The organism is Paraburkholderia sp. J67, assembly GCF_905220265.1.
Lineage (GTDB): Bacteria > Pseudomonadota > Gammaproteobacteria > Burkholderiales > Burkholderiaceae > Paraburkholderia.
Genome location: NZ_CAJMZK010000039.1, coordinates 60,390 through 77,963 on the forward strand (window position 1 = coordinate 60,390; position 17,574 = coordinate 77,963).

At 64.9% G+C, this 17,574-nt stretch carries 13 protein-coding genes and 1 pseudogene; 10 read left to right on the plus strand and 4 right to left on the minus strand.

Annotation, left to right across the window (positions count from 1 at the left end; all coding sequences use genetic code 11):
* Positions 1–94: 94 nt before the first annotated feature.
* Complete coding sequence (locus U5782_RS38175; RefSeq protein WP_322049037.1) at positions 95–793, minus strand: YdcF family protein; 699 nt, start codon at positions 791–793, stop codon at positions 95–97.
* Between the two features lie 330 nt (positions 794–1,123).
* Between U5782_RS38175 and U5782_RS38180 the strand changes: the two genes are divergently transcribed.
* Positions 1,124–1,444: a hypothetical protein gene (locus U5782_RS38180; protein ID WP_322049038.1), complete on the plus strand. Its 321-nt coding sequence runs from the start codon at positions 1,124–1,126 to the stop codon at positions 1,442–1,444.
* Between the two features lie 262 nt (positions 1,445–1,706).
* On the opposite strand, the gene U5782_RS38185 is transcribed toward U5782_RS38180, so the two are convergent.
* On the minus strand, positions 1,707–2,018 hold the full coding sequence (locus U5782_RS38185; RefSeq protein WP_322049039.1) for a hypothetical protein: 312 nt from the start codon (positions 2,016–2,018) through the stop codon (positions 1,707–1,709).
* Positions 2,019–2,367: 349 nt separating this feature from the next.
* Positions 2,368–2,763: pseudogene (locus tag U5782_RS38190) on the minus strand (transposase); the annotation flags it as partial.
* Positions 2,764–3,189: 426 nt separating this feature from the next.
* Between U5782_RS38190 and U5782_RS38195 the strand changes: the two are divergent.
* From U5782_RS38195 to truB, 9 genes are all read left to right on the plus strand, one after another.
* Positions 3,190–4,080, plus strand: a complete 891-nt coding sequence (locus tag U5782_RS38195) for a LysR family transcriptional regulator (protein ID WP_322049040.1) — start codon at positions 3,190–3,192, stop codon at positions 4,078–4,080.
* Positions 4,081–4,184: 104 nt separating this feature from the next.
* Positions 4,185–5,426, plus strand: coding sequence for a pyridoxal phosphate-dependent aminotransferase (locus U5782_RS38200; protein ID WP_322049041.1), 1,242 nt, complete (start codon positions 4,185–4,187; stop codon positions 5,424–5,426).
* A gap of 379 nt (positions 5,427–5,805) precedes the next feature.
* On the plus strand, positions 5,806–6,735 hold the full coding sequence (gene scpB, locus U5782_RS38205) for an SMC-Scp complex subunit ScpB (protein ID WP_322049042.1): 930 nt from the start codon (positions 5,806–5,808) through the stop codon (positions 6,733–6,735).
* 65 nt (positions 6,736–6,800) lie between these two features.
* The gene (gene rluB / locus U5782_RS38210) at positions 6,801–8,669 is read left to right on the plus strand and encodes a 23S rRNA pseudouridine(2605) synthase RluB (protein WP_322049043.1); all 1,869 of its coding nucleotides are present in this window, start codon (positions 6,801–6,803) and stop codon (positions 8,667–8,669) included.
* 483 nt (positions 8,670–9,152) lie between these two features.
* Positions 9,153–9,611, plus strand: coding sequence for a ribosome maturation factor RimP (rimP, locus tag U5782_RS38215; RefSeq protein WP_065061251.1), 459 nt, complete (start codon positions 9,153–9,155; stop codon positions 9,609–9,611).
* Positions 9,608–11,083 carry a transcription termination factor NusA gene (gene nusA / locus U5782_RS38220; protein ID WP_322049044.1) on the plus strand — a complete coding sequence of 492 codons (1,476 nt, stop codon included), beginning with the start codon at positions 9,608–9,610 and terminating at the stop codon, positions 11,081–11,083. Before rimP ends, nusA begins: the two co-directional genes overlap by 4 nt.
* A 176-nt stretch (positions 11,084–11,259) precedes the next feature.
* The gene (gene infB / locus U5782_RS38225; RefSeq protein ID WP_322049045.1) at positions 11,260–14,202 is read left to right on the plus strand and encodes a translation initiation factor IF-2; all 2,943 of its coding nucleotides are present in this window, start codon (positions 11,260–11,262) and stop codon (positions 14,200–14,202) included.
* A gap of 186 nt (positions 14,203–14,388) precedes the next feature.
* Entirely contained in the window at positions 14,389–14,754 is a 366-nt protein-coding gene (gene rbfA / locus U5782_RS38230) for a 30S ribosome-binding factor RbfA (RefSeq protein ID WP_322049046.1), read from the plus strand.
* A 10-nt stretch (positions 14,755–14,764) separates the two neighbouring features.
* Entirely contained in the window at positions 14,765–15,739 is a 975-nt protein-coding gene (truB, locus tag U5782_RS38235) for a tRNA pseudouridine(55) synthase TruB (protein WP_322049047.1), read from the plus strand.
* A 111-nt stretch (positions 15,740–15,850) separates the two neighbouring features.
* Here truB and U5782_RS38240 read toward each other — a convergent pair whose 3' ends face one another.
* On the minus strand, positions 15,851–17,440 hold the full coding sequence (locus U5782_RS38240; RefSeq protein ID WP_322049048.1) for a DHA2 family efflux MFS transporter permease subunit: 1,590 nt from the start codon (positions 17,438–17,440) through the stop codon (positions 15,851–15,853).
* Between the last annotated feature and the right edge of the window lie 134 nt (positions 17,441–17,574).

Sequence of the window (17,574 nt, forward strand, 5' to 3'; positions counted from 1 at the left end):
ATCCCTTTACAAATGCGGCACGAGCCTTCGCCAAGCCTGCGATATATCCTGGCACATCTGACCCGATTGCGATCCCGATCTGCGCGCTTGCGCGCTAGAACCAGCCGAGCCTCACATAAACGTGAAATTGTGCAATCCCGATTAATTCATGTAGCGCCGTTTCCGTATTGCGCAGGTTGGCGAGGCGCGGCCAGATTCCCGTGCGCACGTACCGTACCTCGGACACAGCGGGGACCGGATGCATGCCGAAGCGCTCGAAGTCCAGCATGGCGCGCGCCATGTGATACGCCGAGGTTACGACGAAGAGCGTATCGGCGCGCCGGGTCTGCACGAGCGGCGCGACATTGCGCGCGTTCTGCCAGGTCGTGAGACTGGTGTTTTCGAGCAGCAGATCGTCGCGAGGGATGCCGGCGCGCAACAGCCAGGGCAAGTAGGTATCGGCTTCGCTGGCCGCGTGGTGTTCCGGATTGCCGCCGCTCACGATCACCTTGCAGATGGCGCCAGCCGCGATGCAGCGCGCGTGCAAGGCCGCCGAGAGCGCGATGCGCGCAAAGACGTCGTGCGGGGGCGCGAGCGAGCCGTCGGCGAGCGCGTTGGTGCCACCGCCCAGCATGACGATCGCCGCGCGCCTGCCGAACGTCGAAGACGCTTGCGCGTCGGGATCGTAGGGAGTGCGATAAGTCGCCGGCTGGGCCAGATCCAGCAACGGCTTCGCAAGCCAGCCCGAGGCAAGCAGCCAGAAAAAGATGACAGCCGTGATCGCGATGGGGCGGCGGCCACGGCGCCACAGCACGAATAGCGCAAAAAATAGCGCAAATATTCCGAATAGAATCAATTTGAATGAGGTAACGTATTGTTTTCGGGATGAAGCATGTCACGTAGGTGTGCGCCGCAACAACGGCCGCCGCGACGATCATGCCGGAAGCCACGGCCTCGCGCGGCGCTCCATGACGAGCGGCCACCGTTGCGCCAGACGCTTTCGCGGGGGCCCGAATAACCTGCAGTCCGTGCCACGGTGCAGGACAATGGCAGGGCAGCGTGGCCGCAAGCCGCGTCGTGCTTGCCAACATTGCGCCGCAGCAGGCTCAATGGCAGCAGGACTGCATTTTAAGAAAGAAGTGAGATGACCACGTATTCCAACGAAGCAGTACTCGAAGCCTTGCGGCGGGTGCAGTATCGGCAGGTCCCGTGGGCGCGCAGTCCCAGAGTATTTCAATATCTGCGTAATCTCGGCCTGATGGATACCGTCAGGCAGCGCACCGTCGCTCCCGCACCGGGTTTTCACGCCCCCGTCGATATCGCCGTGCTGACCGAGCGTGGTCGCGCGGAATTTGCGCGCCTCGCCCGCGACGAACGAACGCTCCAGTGGACCGACCAGCGCACGGCCGAATACGTGGCCGAAGCGCTCGCACAGCCATCCGATGCGGCGGGTTCCACGGCGTGAGCGCCCGATTGACCTGATCGCTTTATACCCGCAAAAAAAAAAGCCCGTATCGAAAGATACGGGCTTACCGGAATTACTGCTGCCACGCTGTGCTTAATGGCAAAAGATAGACCGCGCGCTGGCGCGCTGGTTCCCGTCATCGTCACACTCTGATCATGACGGCAGCACATCCTGTCTTGTTTCGATCTATTTCGCATTTTCTGGGGAGCGAGGTGCGCCGCGTGACGCGCTCCCTTTGGGCGCCTTTCTCTGTGCGTCTGGTTCAGTGGCGTGTTCGAGGCGGCTCGGGGCGAGAGGCAGGACTGCGGCGGGCGTTATCGACGATATCGCCGCGCAAGTCGCCACGTGGCACAGGCGGCGCCTCATTGTTGGCCATGCGCTCGCTCGTGGGCGGCCACGCGCGTGCGCCCGTGCGTGCAATGGGCCAATGCGGTGCGCCGGACTGCGGGGGCTGGGCCGAAGCGTCGATCGAGAGCCACGATGCCACCTGTACGGGCAACGTGAACGACGCAAGCAGGGCGAGGGCAGACAGCGAAACCATGATGCCCCGATTGCGCAGAGTCATGGATTTCATGGCGGCCTCCCGTCAGAGCGGGGTTTTGACGTAGATGGACATGGCTCTACGTTAGAGACACACGCGAAAGCATGCTGTAAATATTGGTAAAGAGATGTTTCGTGCGCATCGATTGTGCACACGCGGCAGGATGTACCGGCTTCGTTGGAACCGTAGCTTGCTCAAGCCGGTGCGAACGACAGGAGTCGCCTCATTGAATGGCCAGTCGAGCCAGCAATGTGGCGGGCAGACAACGCCGCCAGGAAGGTCTCGCGCGTTGAGTCGCGCGGAAGGAAAGCGTGCCGGGCGCAAGGTGCGCCCGGCGCAGAGAGCGTGAGGCTTGTGTAGCGAACCCGCTTCAGGCCACTCAGGCCATCTTGACGGGCGCGCGCCACGATTCCGGATTGGTCCAGAATGCGCCGCGCAGGCGGTCGCGGCTCGGCGGTGCGGGCGGCTTCGTGGCCGTCGCGCCAATGCGGCCACGCAGCGAGATTTCGCGGCCGCTCGTGCCCAGGCGCTTCACGATTTCGGCGAGCGTGCCGTCGGCCTGCCATTCGTCGAAGCGGCGGCGGCAGGTGGGCGGCGAGGGATAGCGGCCGGGCAGCTTGGACCAGCCTTCACCCGTCGACAGCACCCAAAGCACTGCGTTGACCACGGCGCGCGCTTCAACGCGAGGCCGACCGCGTCGTTCGCTCCGTGCGGGTTCAGCACAGAACAATGCCTCGACCAGCGCCCACTCGTTGTCTCTCAAATCGTCGAACAGCATCATGTTTCACCTCAGCGAAGCTATCTCCGGTGCGCTGCCCCGCGCTGCGCACTCTTCATGTACTCACGGCCGGTTGGCGGAGTACCAGGCGGAATCGGTTGGGACGGGCCAGTCTCATCAAGCATCGGACCGTCCGCCGATCCTGTGTCTGCCTTAATGCGAGAAGCGTGCCAGCTCGCACACTTTCGTCTCGAAGCCGCGTGGCATCAAGCCCGCGCGGGTGCTTGCCAGGGGCGTATGAGACTCGAAAACGCATCACCGGGAAATCGGGACAATCACCAATCTTGTGCAAACAGGCCCGCCAGGCGTGCGTTTTCTCTGTATTGCTGCACTGCGGCGAACAATGGCCTCCGCGATTCACCGGGCTGTAACGATCCAGCAGGGAGTTAAAATTGCATGAAACAGGGTGATTCATGAGGCGGGCGGATGAATGTGACGTTGCGGCAATTGCGGGTGTTCATCGAAGTCGCGCGACGACAGAGTTTCAGCCGCGCGGGAGACGAGATCGGCCTCACGCAGTCGGCGGTGAGCCGCTGCGTGCGCGAGCTGGAAGCCGAAATGGGGGTGAAGCTGGTCGATCGCACGACGCGCGAGGTGCAACTCACCGACGTCGGCGCCAACCTGATCGCGACGATTCCGCGCCTGCTCGGCGATCTGGATGACGCGCTGCGCGAAATCCGCGAAATCGGCGAGCAGCGGCGCGGCCGCGTGGTGGTGGCGGCGAGCCCCACGGTCGCCTGCCGCCTGATGCCTGAGGTGGTGGCGGCCTGCGGGCGGCAATTTCCCTATGTCACGCTCGGCCTGCGCGACGATGTGCAAAGCGATGTGGTGCGCAAGGTGCGATCGGGGGAAGTGGATTTCGGGGTGATCATCGGGCCCTTTGTGGCCGAGGATCTCGAAACCGAGCTGCTGGCCACCGATTCGTTCTGCGTCGTCGTGCGCGGCGATCATCCGCTTGCGCGCGAGGACGAGGTGCCCTGGACGGCGCTCGACGGCGAGCGGCTGGTGATGCTCGACCATGCTTCGGGCAGCCGTCCGCTGATCGACGCGGTGATGCACGAGCAGGGCGTCAATGCGCGCGTGGTGCAGGAACTGGGTCATCCCGCCACCGTATTCGGTCTCGTGGAGGCCGGTGTGGGCGTGAGCGTGCTGCCCTGGCTCGCTTTGCCGGTGCCCGCGGGATCGTCGCTGCTGGCGCGCTCGCTGGTGCCGCGCGCCGAGCGCACGGTCGAACTGGTGCGGCGGCGCGAGCGCTCGCTGTCGCCGGCGGCGGAAGCGGTGTGGACGTTGATCCGGGAGCTGGGCGGCAAGCTTTGAGCGAGGCACCCGGTCAATCCGGGTTTAATTCGAGCGAGTTCGCGGCGCTACACTGACGGTGCCTGTCAGTCGTCTTTTCACCGTCAACTTCCACGGAATCCTCGATGCGCGATCTCGACCTGTCTTCGTCCGCTACTCCCTCGCTGAACTCCACGCATTCATCGACCGCCGCGCCGGGCTTTGCGCGCGATGCGGTGCAGGCGCTGCGCGCGTCGCAGATTCGTGAGGTGGCGAACGCAGGCTTTGGCGTCGACGACGTGCTGCCGTTCTGGTTCGGCGAGTCCGATCGGGTGACGCCGGCTTTCATCCGCGAAGCCGCCGCCGCGGCGCTCACGCGCGGCGATACGTTCTATACCCACAACCTCGGCATCGCGCCGCTGCGCGAGGCGCTCTCGCGCTATGTGGGCGACCTGCATGGCGCGACGCCCGCCGACCATATCGCCGTCACGAGCGCAGGCGTGAATGCGCTGATGCTCGCCGCGCAACTGGTCACGGGCGCGGGCGACCGGGTTGTCGCTGTCACGCCGCTGTGGCCGAACCTGGTCGAGATTCCGAAGATTCTTGGCGCCCACGTCGAGACGGTCGCGCTCGATTACGGTGCGCGCGGCTGGACGCTCGACCTCGAACGATTGCTCGCCGCGCTCACGCCTGGCACCAGGCTGCTCATGATCAACTCGCCGAACAATCCGACCGGCTGGGTGATGACACGCGACGAGCAGCGCACCGTACTGGAGCATTGCCGCCGTCTCGGCATCTGGATCGTCGCGGACGAGGTGTACGAGCGCCTCTATTACGGCGCAGCAGGCGAGCGCGCCGCCCCGTCGTTTCTCGATCTTGCCGGGCGCGACGAGCGCCTCATCTGCGTGAATTCGTTCTCCAAGGCGTGGCTCATGACGGGCTGGCGGCTGGGCTGGCTGGTTGCGCCGCGCGCGTTGATGGACGACCTCGCCAAGCTGGTCGAGTACAACACCTCCTGTGCGCCGTCGTTCGTGCAGCAAGCGGGTGTCGTCGCGCTCGAACAGGGCGAGGCGTCCACCCGCGGGCTCGTCGCGGATCTGCGCGCGTCGCGCGACCATCTTGCGGCGGCGCTCGCGCGGTTGCAGGGCGTGGACGTGAAAGTGCCGCACGGCGCCATGTATCTCTTCTTCCGGCTCGCGGGCGCGCAACGCAGTCTGGCGCTATGCAAGGCGCTCGTGCGCGAGGCGCGACTTGGGCTCGCTCCGGGCAGCGCATTCGGCCCCGAGGGCGAGGGCTATGTGCGTTGGTGCTACGCCTGCGATCCCGCGCGCCTCGATGCGGGCGTGGCGCGTCTGGCGGATTATCTGGCGCGGCACGGCGAGTGCTGAAACGCGCGACGTTGCATTTCGGGTCCGTTTGCATGCGCGCGGCATTGATCGCGCATTATTCAAGCATGGCTCAATACGGTATCGACGCAAACGGGCCAAATCACGCCTGATGGCGACTTTACGCACCCGGTGTTTTTGCGTAAGATGGCGCTCAGTCACGCGATTCCCTGCGGGAATTTCGCTGCTCCGTCCGGCTGGGTCTGGCTCTTTGCCTGTCTTTGAGTTGCTATGCGTTCTATAGCGGCCCCCCGGTGCGTGCTCCTCATCAATATGACCGATCAGAATCGGGCGAGCGCGTCTCCAGTTCCATATCGTCTTTCGTCTGTCTGATCCGGTTCCTTGAACCCGATTTACCTTACTTAGGGTCTGACCTGGCTGCATGAATACCCAAGAGGCGAAGATCGTCCTCGAGACTGCATTGATCTGTACGCAGGAGCCGCTCAAGCTCGGCGAGCTGCGCAAGCTGTTTGCCGACGATATTTCGGCCGACACAGTCCGTAACCTGCTCGAAGACCTGCGCCAGGAATGGTCAGGACGCGGCGTGGAACTGGTGGGACTCGCGTCCGGCTGGCGCTTCCAGAGCAAGCCGGCCATGCGCACGTACCTCGACCGCCTGCACCCTGAAAAGCCGCCGCGTTATTCACGCGCGGTGCTCGAAACGCTCGCGATCATCGCGTACCGGCAGCCGGTCACGCGTGGCGACATCGAGGAAATTCGCGGGGTGACGGTCAACACGCAGGTCGTCAAGCAGCTCGAGGATCGCAACTGGATCGAGGTGATCGGTCATCGGGATGTGCCGGGACGCCCGGCGCTGTATGCCACGACGCGTCAGTTTCTCGACGATCTCGGCCTGAGGTCGCTCGACGAGCTGCCGCCGCTCGACGATCCATCGAATCAGCTTGGTGAGCAGTTGCTGGCCCAGCACGCGATCGAATTCCCGGACAGCGAGGCGGCGCAACTGATCGCCGCGGGCGGCCCGGAAAGCGTGGATGAGTCTGCGATGGGCACAGTCGATGCGCCTGTAGAGGTGACGGCTGATCCAGTGACGGCTGATCGAGCGACTGAGGACATGCCGCTCTTCGCGAATGGCGATGCGCAAACGCATCCGGCGCACGTTGAAGAAGCCGCAGCGGACATCGCCATCGTTCGCGTTGATGACGTTGAGACCGAGCGCGCCGAGGCGAGCGCAACGCAGTCCGCGGATCATGCTGCCTACGAGCTCGCAGAAGAACACGAAGACCGCCGCGACGCGGCGCAGGACGACCCCGTCTCGACGACGGACGACGAAGCCGCCCCGCGCGGCATCTGACGCAACACACACACACTGACGCGCCCCTCGCAATCGGGCGCGCAACCTGACATTTCGAGGTTGTTTTGACTGATATCCACGACACCGATTCGACCGATGCGTCCGAATCCGCGCGTCGCGCGTCCTCCACGCGCGACGACGACACGCGCGCTGCCCAGGGCGGCGAGGTCGCTGGCCGCGAGGCAGGCGATAACGCCGCCGAGGGCGAAGACCGTCCGCGCCGCGGCTTGCGCCGCGGTCCGCGCAGCCTGATTGCGCGCCGCCGCTCGGGCGCAAAGGGCAAGGCCGAGGGCGCTGCTGCGCCGGCCGAAGGGGCGAGCGTCGTTACCGAAGCGCCGCCGGACGGCGTGGTCGTCGCCAAGGTGCGCATGCCGCGCAAGGACAAGGAAGCGGGCGCGAAGAAGGGCCGCCGCACGAATGCAGCCGGTGCTCCCGGTGCCGCCAATGCAGGCGCGCCGGAAGCCGCCCGTGGCGCTGGCGCCTCCGCGCAGGCAGGCAAGCCCGCAAAGGGCGGCCGTGGCGGCAAGGCTCGCGGCGACGCGCCGGCCGCCGCTGGCGAAGGTGCGCAGGACGACCTGTTCCTCTATGTGACGTCGCCGGCGTTCGACGCCGACAATGGCACCGGTGTGAATGGCCCGGCGCTGCGCCGCGGCACCCGCGCCCAGCCCAAGCGCGTGCTGAGCCCGGACGACGACGCGCCGAAGCTGCACAAGGTGCTGGCGGATGCGGGCATGGGCTCGCGTCGCGACATGGAAGAGCTGATCATCGCCGGGCGCGTCTCGGTCAATGGCGAGCCTGCACACATCGGCCAGCGCATTCTGCCGACCGACCAGGTCCGCATCAACGGCAAGCCGATCCGCCGCAAGCTCGCGAGCAAGCCGCCGCGCGTGCTGATCTATCACAAGCCGACGGGCGAGATCGTCAGTCATGCCGACCCGGAAGGCCGCGCCTCGGTGTTCGACCGCCTGCCGTCGATGAAGACGGCGAAGTGGCTGGCCGTCGGTCGTCTGGACTTCAACACCGAAGGTCTGCTGATGCTGACGACTTCGGGCGACCTCGCCAACCGTTTCATGCACCCGCGCTATAGCGTGGAGCGCGAGTACGCGGTGCGGGTGGTGGGCGAGCTGACCGAAGGCAATCGCCAGAAGCTGCTCAAGGGCGTCGAGCTCGAAGACGGCCCGGCGAACTTCCTGCGTCTGCGCGACGGTGGTGGCGAAGGTACGAATCACTGGTATCACGTCGCGCTGGCCGAAGGCCGCAACCGCGAAGTGCGTCGCATGTTCGAAGCGGTCGGCCTGATGGTGAGCCGCCTGATCCGTACGCGCCACGGCCCGATCACGCTGCCCAAGGGTCTCAAGCGTGGCCGCTGGGAAGAGCTGGAAGACAACCAGGTGCGCGCGCTGATGACGGCAGTCGGCCTGAAGGCGCCGACCGAAGAGAAGGGCGGCCGCGGCGGCAAGGAGCAGGAGCGCCGTCAGCCCGATCCGATGCAGACGTCGATGGGCTTCATCAACCGCGAGCCGGTGCTGAGCTCGCATGGCGCGATGGGCCAGTCGCGTCAACCGCGCGGTGCTGGCGGTACCGGTGGTGGCCGTCGTGGCGGCCAGGCAGGTGGCTTCGGCGCAGCCGGCGGCGGATATGGCGGTGGCTTCGGCGGTAACGGCGGTGGCAACACCGGCGGCAACCGCGGCAATCGTGCCAATGGCGGCAACGGCCGCAGCGGCGCGGGCACGCGGGAAGTGGACGGCAACCGCGCTCCTTCGGCGGGCAAGCGTGCTGGCGGCAACGCGAACGGCAGCCGCCGTGGCCCGGGCAACAATGCCGGCGGCAACGCAGGCGGCAACGCAGGCGGCGGCGCTGGCGGTAATCGCGCACCGGGCGGCAATCGCTCCGGCCAGCGCGGCGCGCCGCGCAATCGCACGCGCGGCCACTGAGCCGGCGGCGAGTACGCCGTAGCGCGTTGCTCGCCGATGTCGCATGGGCGATGAGTCTGCGTGCGAGCCAGTTGCCTCATGCGCTTCGAGTTACCGCCCAATCGCCTTGAAAACGCCGCCAGTCAGGCCATATCCGGCTCGAAACGCTGTTGCGCGGCCGTCGCGCGGTTTGCGTTAAAAGCGAAAAAAGGCTAGAATCTTGGAGTCGCTGGGCGTGCGGCTTCTATTTGCGTCCCAGGTGCGACCACCTGGCTAAGTGAGAAGATGGGCGTTTCGCCCATTTTTTTTTGGTTCGGCCGATTGTGTTCATTGCCTTTCTTATGGCTCTGGGCGCCATTGCGCAGTGCAACCAATTATCACGTCGGGTCGGGCTCGCCATTCTGGGTTGAAGTGCAAGAGCGCGCGCTCACCTGGCGCGCGGCCCGCGAATCCCGAATCACAGGAAGTTGCCGGCTCGCTGCGCGAACATCTGGAGTGGGCATTGTGCAACTGACGGAACTGATTGAAACCACGGTCACCGGGCTCGGTTACGAGCTGGTCGACCTCGAGCGCACCGGGCGCGGCATGCTGGCCATCTACATCGATCAGCCAGCGGGTATCGCGATCGAGGACTGCGAGAAGGTCACGCGTCAGCTGCAACACGTTCTGTTTGTCGAGAACATCGACTACGAACGTCTTGAGGTCTCGTCGCCCGGCCTCGACCGTCCGCTGAAGAAGTTGGCGGACTTCGAACGCTTCGCGGGCTGCGAAGCGGTCATCACGTTGAAAAAGCCATTGGACGGACGGAAATCGTACCGCGGCATCGTGCATGCCCCGGAAGGCGAAACCATCGGTCTGGAATTCGAAGGGAAGGCAGGGCCTGCGATGCTCGATTTCACGCTCGCGGACATCGATAAAGCCCGCCTGATCCCCAAAGTTGACTTTAGGAGCCGCAAACAATGAGTCGCGAAGTGTTGATGCTGGTGGATGCGCTGGCACGCGAGAAGAATGTCGACAAGGACGTGGTGTTTGCCGCCCTTGAAGCGGCGCTTGCGTCGGCCTCCAAGAAACTCTTCGACGAGGATGCGGACATCCGTGTGCATATCGATCGCGAAAGCGGCGAGCACGAAACGTATCGTCGCTGGCGCGTCGTGCCGGACGAGGCGGGTTTGCAAGAGCCGGACCAGGAAATTCTCCTGTTCGAAGCTCGCGAGCAGAACGCCGACGCACAGATCGACGAATTCATCGAGCAACCGGTGCCGTCGGTCGAATTCGGCCGTATTGGCGCGCAGGCTGCCAAGCAGGTGATCCTGCAGAAGGTGCGCGACGCCGAACGCGAGCAGATCCTCAACGATTTCCTCGAGCGCGGCGAAAGCATCATGACCGGCACGGTCAAGCGCATGGACAAGGGTAACTTCATCGTCGAATCGGGCCGTGTCGAAGCGCTGCTGCGCCGCGACCAGCTGATTCCGAAGGAAAACCTGCGCGTGGGCGACCGCGTGCGCGCATGGATCGGCAAGGTCGACCGCACCGCGCGCGGCCCGCAGATCGAACTCTCGCGCACGGCGCCCGAGTTCCTGATGAAGCTGTTCGAGATGGAAGTGCCGGAAATCGAGCAAGGCCTTCTCGAGATCAAGGCGGCGGCGCGCGATCCGGGCGTACGCGCCAAGATCGGCGTGGTGGCCTACGACAAGCGTATCGACCCCATCGGCACCTGCGTCGGCATTCGCGGCTCGCGCGTGCAGGCTGTGCGTAACGAGCTCGGTGGCGAAAACGTCGACATCGTGCTATGGTCGGAAGATCCCGCCCAGTTCGTGATCGGCGCGCTCGCGCCGGCTGCCGTGCAGTCGATCGTCGTCGACGAAGAAAAGCACGCAATGGACGTCGTCGTCGACGAGAGCGAGCTTGCTGTCGCCATCGGCCGCAGCGGCCAGAACGTGCGTCTTGCCAGCGAGTTGACCGGCTGGCAGATCAACATCATGACGCCGGTCGAATCCGAGCAGAAGCAAAGCCAGGAGCGCACGGTGCTGCGCGACCTGTTCATGGCGCGTCTCGACGTCGATGAGGAAGTCGCCGACATCCTGATCGACGAAGGCTTCACGAGCCTCGAAGAGATCGCCTACGTGCCGCTCAACGAAATGCTGGAAATCGAGGCATTCGACGAAGACACCGTGCACGAGCTGCGCAACCGCTCGCGCGATGCCCTGCTCACGCAGGCGATCGCGAACGAAGAGAAGGTGGAAAACGCCGCGCTGGACCTGAAGAGTCTGGACGGTATTGACCCGGATCTGCTCGCGAAACTGGCGCAGCACGAAGTTCACACCCGCGACGAGCTCGCCGAGCTGGCCGTGGACGAACTTACGGAAATGACGGGAATGGAAGAGGACGCCGCCAAGGCGTTGATCATGAAGGCACGTGAACACTGGTTCGAGTGATCTGTGGGGGAGCGATCCCCCCAGGTGATTCTCCAGGGTGTGACGAGCAGGAAGCGACCATGACCCATTGAACTTATCGCGGCCGCCCCGCAGCTGGCAGTACGAGCGCGGGGCAAACGGTGCCGCATGACCCGATGTCAACCGCAAGGAATCGGTCCTTGCATTAAGAGGAATGAATGGCGAGTAACAACGTAGCCCAATTTGCCGCGGAACTGAAGATGCCTGCCGGCGTGCTGCTTGAGCAGCTGCAGGCGGCGGGTGTCACGAAAGCGAGCGAAGCTGACTCCTTGTCCGAGACGGACAAGGCGCGTCTGCTCGACCACTTGCGCAAGTCTCACGGCTCGACTGATGCAGACAAGCGCAAGATCACGCTGACGAAACGGCATACGTCGGAAATCAAGCAGTCCGATGCGACGGGTAAAGCTCGCACCATTCAGGTCGAAGTGCGCAAGAAGCGCACCTTCGTCCGCCGCGACGAATCCGCCGACCAGGCGGAAGCATCGAATCATGCGACCGACGCCGCAGCCGCTGCCGAAGAGGCAGAACTGCAGCGCCGCGAAGAAGAAGCGCGCCGTGAGGCGGAGCTGCTTGAGCGTCAGGCTCAGGAGCTCAAGGAGCGTCAGGAACGTCTCGCGCGTGAAGAGTCCGAGCGCCGTGCGCGCGAAGAGGCCGCTGAGGCCGAACGCCGCCGCGCCGAAGAAGAGGCCGCCAATAAGAAGGCCGCGGCAGATGCCGCTGCGAGCGAACTGGCCGCCCAGGCCGTCGCTGCGCAACGCAACGCCGAAGCAGAAGCGAAGGAAGTGAAGCAACAACAAGACGACGAGCGCGCCGCAGCCGAGCGCGCAGCGCAGCGCGAAGCGGCCCAGAAGGCCGAAGCTGCTGCCCGCGAAGCCGCCGACAAGGCGCAGAAAGAACAGGAAGAGATCGCGCGCCGCCGTGCGGCTGCAGAAGCCGAAGCGCGTGCGATCCGTGAAATGATGAACACGCCGCGCAAGGCTGTGGTGAAGGTGCCTGAGCCGCCCAAGCCCGTCGAGCCGGCCAAGCCTGCCGAAGCCAAGGGCACGCTGCACAAGCCGGCGCGTCCGGAAGGTACAGCGCGTCCGGCCGCTGGTGCCGGTGCGAAGAAGCCCGCCGCAGCGGCAGCGCCTTCGACGGGCGCACCGGGTGCAGGCGCGGGCGACCGCAACAAGAAGCCGGGCGCAGGCAAGGGCGGCTGGCAGGACGACGCAGCCAAGCGTCGCGGTATCAAGACGCGCGGCGATTCGTCGGGCGGCGTGGACCGCGGCTGGCGCGGCGGCCCGAAGGGCCGTGGCCGTCACCAGGACAGCGCATCGACGTTCCAGGCGCCGACCGAGCCGATCGTGCGTGAAGTGCACGTGCCGGAAACCATCACGGTGGCCGACCTCGCGCACAAGATGGCCGTGAAGGCATCGGAAGTCATCAAGGTGATGATGAAGATGGGCCAGATGGTCACCATCAACCAGATGCTGGACCAGGAAACGGCGATGATCATCGTCGAAGAACTGGGTCACAGCGCGGTTGCCGCGAAGCTGGACGATCCGGAAGCGTTGCTGGTCGAAGGTACGACCACGACGACGGACGCCGAGCAACTGCCGCGTCCGCCGGTCGTCACCGTCATGGGTCACGTCGACCACGGCAAGACCTCGCTGCTCGACTACATCCGCCGTGCGAAGGTTGCAGCGGGCGAAGCGGGCGGTATTACGCAGCACATCGGCGCTTACCACGTCGAAACGCCGCGTGGCGTCATCACCTTCCTCGACACGCCGGGTCACGAGGCCTTTACGGCCATGCGTGCACGCGGTGCGAAGGCAACCGACATCGTCATTCTGGTGGTCGCAGCCGACGACGGCGTGATGCCGCAGACGAAGGAAGCGATCTCGCATGCGAAGGCAGGCGGCGTGCCGCTCGTCGTGGCGATCAACAAGATCGACAAGCCGGATGCGAATCTGGAGCGCGTGAAGCAGGAACTCGTCGCGGAAGGCGTCGTGCCGGAAGAATACGGCGGCGACTCGCCGTTCGTGCCGGTGTCGGCGAAGACCGGCGCGGGTATCGACGATCTGCTCGAAAACGTGCTGCTGCAAGCCGAAGTGCTGGAGCTGAAGGCTCCGGTCGAAGCGCCGGCCAAGGGTCTCGTGATCGAAGCGAAGCTCGACAAGGGTAAGGGTCCGGTTGCAACGGTGCTCGTCCAGTCGGGTACGCTCAAGCGCGGCGACGTGGTGCTCGCAGGCACGGCTTATGGCCGCGTGCGCGCCATGCTCGACGAAACCGGCAAGCCCACGAAGGAAGCGGGCCCGTCGATCCCGGTCGAAATCCAGGGTCTGTCGGAAGTGCCGGGTGCAGGCGAAGAAGTCATGGTGCTGCCGGACGAGCGCAAGGCGCGCGAAATCGCGCTGTTCCGTCAAGGCAAGTTCCGCGACGTCAAGCTCGCGAAGCAGCAGGCCGCCAAGCTCGAAAACATGCTCGAGCAGATGGGCGAAGGCGAAGTGCAGAACCTGCCGCTTATCATCAAGGCAGACGTGCAGGGCTCGCAGGAAGCGCTGGTTCAGTCGCTCCTCAAGCTCTCGACGAGCGAAGTGCGCGTGCAGATCGTCCATGCGGCGGTCGGCGGCATCAGCGAAAGCGACGTCAACCTGGCAACGGCTTCGAAGGCGGTCATCATCGGCTTCAACACGCGTGCCGACGCCCTCGCGCGCAAGCTGGCCGAGAGCAACGGCGTGGACATCCGCTACTACAACATCATCTATGACGCAGTGGATGAGGTGAAGGCGGCAATGTCGGGCATGCTGGCACCGGAGAAGCGCGAAGTCGTGACCGGTATGGTCGAAGTGCGTGCGGTCTTCAAGGTGCCGAAGGTCGGCGCCGTGGCAGGCTGTATGGTCACGGACGGTATCGTCAAGCGTTCGTCGTCGGTGCGCGTGCTGCGCAACAACGTGGTCATCCACACCGGCGAACTCGACTCGCTCAAGCGCTTCAAGGACGACGTCAAGGAAGTCAAGCAAGGCTTCGAGTGCGGTATGTCGATCAAGAACTTCAACGACATCGTCGAAGGCGATCAGTTCGAAGTGTTCGAGATCACCGAAGTCGCGCGTACGCTGTAATACAGCGGCGCACGCGGGCCGGCTTTCAAGCCGCCCGCGGGGCTTACCCGATCAGGGGCGGGGCGGGCGCTAGCCGGCCTCGCCCTTTGTTTTTTGTTCGACAGTTTTTGCGCGGCTGCGCGCGGTTTTCGATCGACGGATACCGCAGCGCGCCATAACGAAAGCCGCCACAGAGGTGGAATCATCATGCCGAAAAAACGTTCTTCTCCGAATCGCAACGTGCAGATCGCCGATCAGATCCAGCGCGATCTTTCCGAACTGATGCGCGAAGTGAAGGATCCGCGTATTGGCCTCGTCACGATCCAGAGCGTCGAACTGACGCCGGACTACGCCCACGCCAAGGTCTATTTCACGACGCTCACGGGCGACCCTCAGGCGACCCAGGAAGCGCTCAATCACGCTGCGGGTCACCTGCATAACCAGCTCTTCAAGCGCCTGCACATCCACACCGTGCCGACGCTGCATTTCCACTACGACCTGTCGGTCGAGAAGGGTGTCGCGATGTCGCGTCTGATCGACGAGGCCAACGCCACGCGTGCGAAGGACGAGTAACTTCGCCAGCATGACTGCTTCGAACAGAAAGACTCAGGGCGAGCAAGCGGCTCGTCCCAAGGTGCCGCGGCGCCTGCTCGACGGCGTGCTGCTGCTGGACAAGCCCGTTGGCCTCTCCAGCAACGACGCGCTGGTCCGCGCAAAGCGCCTCTTCCGCGTCAAGAAGGCGGGACACACCGGCACGCTCGATCCGCTGGCCTCCGGCCTGTTGCCGCTATGCTTCGGCGAAGCGACCAAGTTCTCGCAGGATCTGCTCGAGGCCGACAAGACCTACGAGGCGACCATGCGTCTGGGCATCCGCACGACGACGGGCGACGCCGAAGGCGAAGCCGTCGAAACGCGCGAAGTGAGCTGCGACGAAGCGGCGGTGCGCGCGGCGATGGCGCAGTTTCTCGGCGAGATCGTGCAGATTCCGCCGATGTATTCGGCGCTCAAGCGTGACGGCAAACCGCTCTACGAATACGCGCGCGCGGGTCAGACGGTCGAGCGCGAAGGGCGCCAGGTGACGATCCTCGCACTCGAAATGATCGCGTGCGGATTGCCCGCGGTGCCGGACGTGACGTTCCGCGTGACCTGTACCAAGGGCACCTATGTACGCACGCTCGCCGAGGATATCGGCGAGGCGCTCGGTTGCGGCGCGCATCTCGTGATGCTGCGTCGCACGGGTGTGGGTGCGCTCACGCTCGAACACGCGGTGACGCTCGATGCGCTCACGGCCGCCGACGAGCCCGCGCGCGACGTGTGGCTCCAACCGGTGGACGCGCTGCTCTCGACGTTCCCGAGCGTGACGCTCGACGCCGAATCGGCGCGCCGCTTCACGCATGGCCAGCGATTGCCGCTCAACGCGCTTGTGATGGACCGCCAAGCCTGCGAAGCAGCAGACCGCGTGCGGATCTACGACGAAGCCGGGCGCCTGCTGGGCGTAGCGAAGGCCGCGAACGGCGTGCTCGCGCCCGAGCGTCTGGTGGTGAGCGGCGCGGCCTGAAGCAGGACGCAAGCGCTCGATTCGCGCCAGCCATAAAAAACGGCACGCCGGTGAGAACCGGACGTGCCGTTTTTTTCGCGTGCGCTCAGCGCGAGCGCACTTCAGAGGGCCTCAGTGTGCGGCCGATGCCGCTGCGCCTGCGTCGGCGCTGCTGGTGCGCTCGGGGCGCGTGATCCAGATCAGCCCGATCAGCACGATGAAGATCGCCGAGGAAATCCAGAACAGGTCGTTGACGCCCAACTGCGCGGCTTGCTGCGTGACGAGGCGGTCGAACAGGCCGTGCGCCTGCGACGGATCGAGACCGGCCGCGTTCTGCATCTGCTGCATCGACTGGTTGAACACCGGATTGGTCGGCGTAGCCTGCTCGGTCAGCCGCGCGTGGTGGTAGATCGTGCGATGGTCCCATGCGGTCTCGAAGATCGAGGTGCCGATGCCGCCGCACATGATCCGCACGAAGTTCGACAGACCCGACGCCGCCGGAATGCGGTTGCCAGGCAGCCCGGAAAGCGTGATCGAAACGAGCGGAATGAACAGCCCCGCCATGCCGATGCCCTGAATCAGCGTCGGCAGCGTGAGTGCCCACGTGTCCACGCCGGTCGTGTACTGCGAGCGCATCCAGAAGCACAGCGCGAACACGATGAACGCCGTGGTGGCGATGTAGCGCGGATCGGTGCGCGGCAGGATCTTGCCCGTGATCGGCGAGAGCAGGATGGCAAAGAAGCCCACCGGCGCCATCACGAGACCCGCATCGGTCGCGGTATAGCCGAGATCGGTTTGCAGCCACAACGGCAGCAGCACGAGATTGCCGAAGTAAAGGCCATAACCGATCGACAGCGCGACGGTGCCGCCCGTGAAATTACGCCGCGCGAACAGCGAAAGATCGACGACCGGATGCTCGGCGGTCAGCTCCCAGATCACGAAGAACGCGAACGAGATCACGGCGGTCAGCGCGAGCACGATGATCGTCGTGGACGAGAACCAGTCGAGATCCTTGCCCTTGTCGAGCATGATCTGTAGCGAGCCGACCCAGACGATCAAGAGGCCCAGTCCCACACCGTCGATCGGCGCCTTGCGGATCATCGAGTCGCGGGTGCGGAAGATCATCCACGTGGCGATCGCGGCGACAATGCCCACCGGAATGTTCACGTAGAAGATCCACGGCCACGAGATGTTGTCCGAGATCCAGCCGCCGAGGATCGGCCCGGCCACCGGCGCGATCAGCGTGGTCATCGACCACATCGAGAGCGCAATCGGCGCCTTGGCGCGCGGATAGCTCGCGAGCAGCAGCGTCTGCGAGAGCGGGATCATCGGGCCGGCCACGGCGCCTTGCAGCACGCGCGCGGCGAGCAGGAAGGGCAGCGTGGGCGCGAGGCCGCACAGCCATGACGAGATCACGAACAGGATGATCGACGCCATGAACAGGCGCACCTGGCCGATGCGCTCGGTGAGCCAGCCCGTGAGCGGCACGGAGATCGCGTTGGCGACCGCGAACGAGGTGATGACCCACGTACCCTGATCGGAGGCGACGCCAAGGTCGCCGGAGATCGACGGGATCGACACGTTCGCGATCGAGGTGTCGAGCACGTTCATGAACACCGCGAGCGACACCGCGATGGTGCCGAACACGAGTTGCGCGCCTTGCAGCGGCGGATGAACGACGGGTTGCGCCGCTGCGGGTTTTACTGCGGGTTTTGCTGCCATCACGTGCCTTGCTCGCGTGCCTTGTTATGTCCTGCTTTTTGCGCCGGGCGCGCTTACATCAGCTTGGCGGCGGGCTTGGCCGCACGCACGTTGGCCGACGAAACCTGCTTCGCATTCGGGCCAGCGTTTTCCGC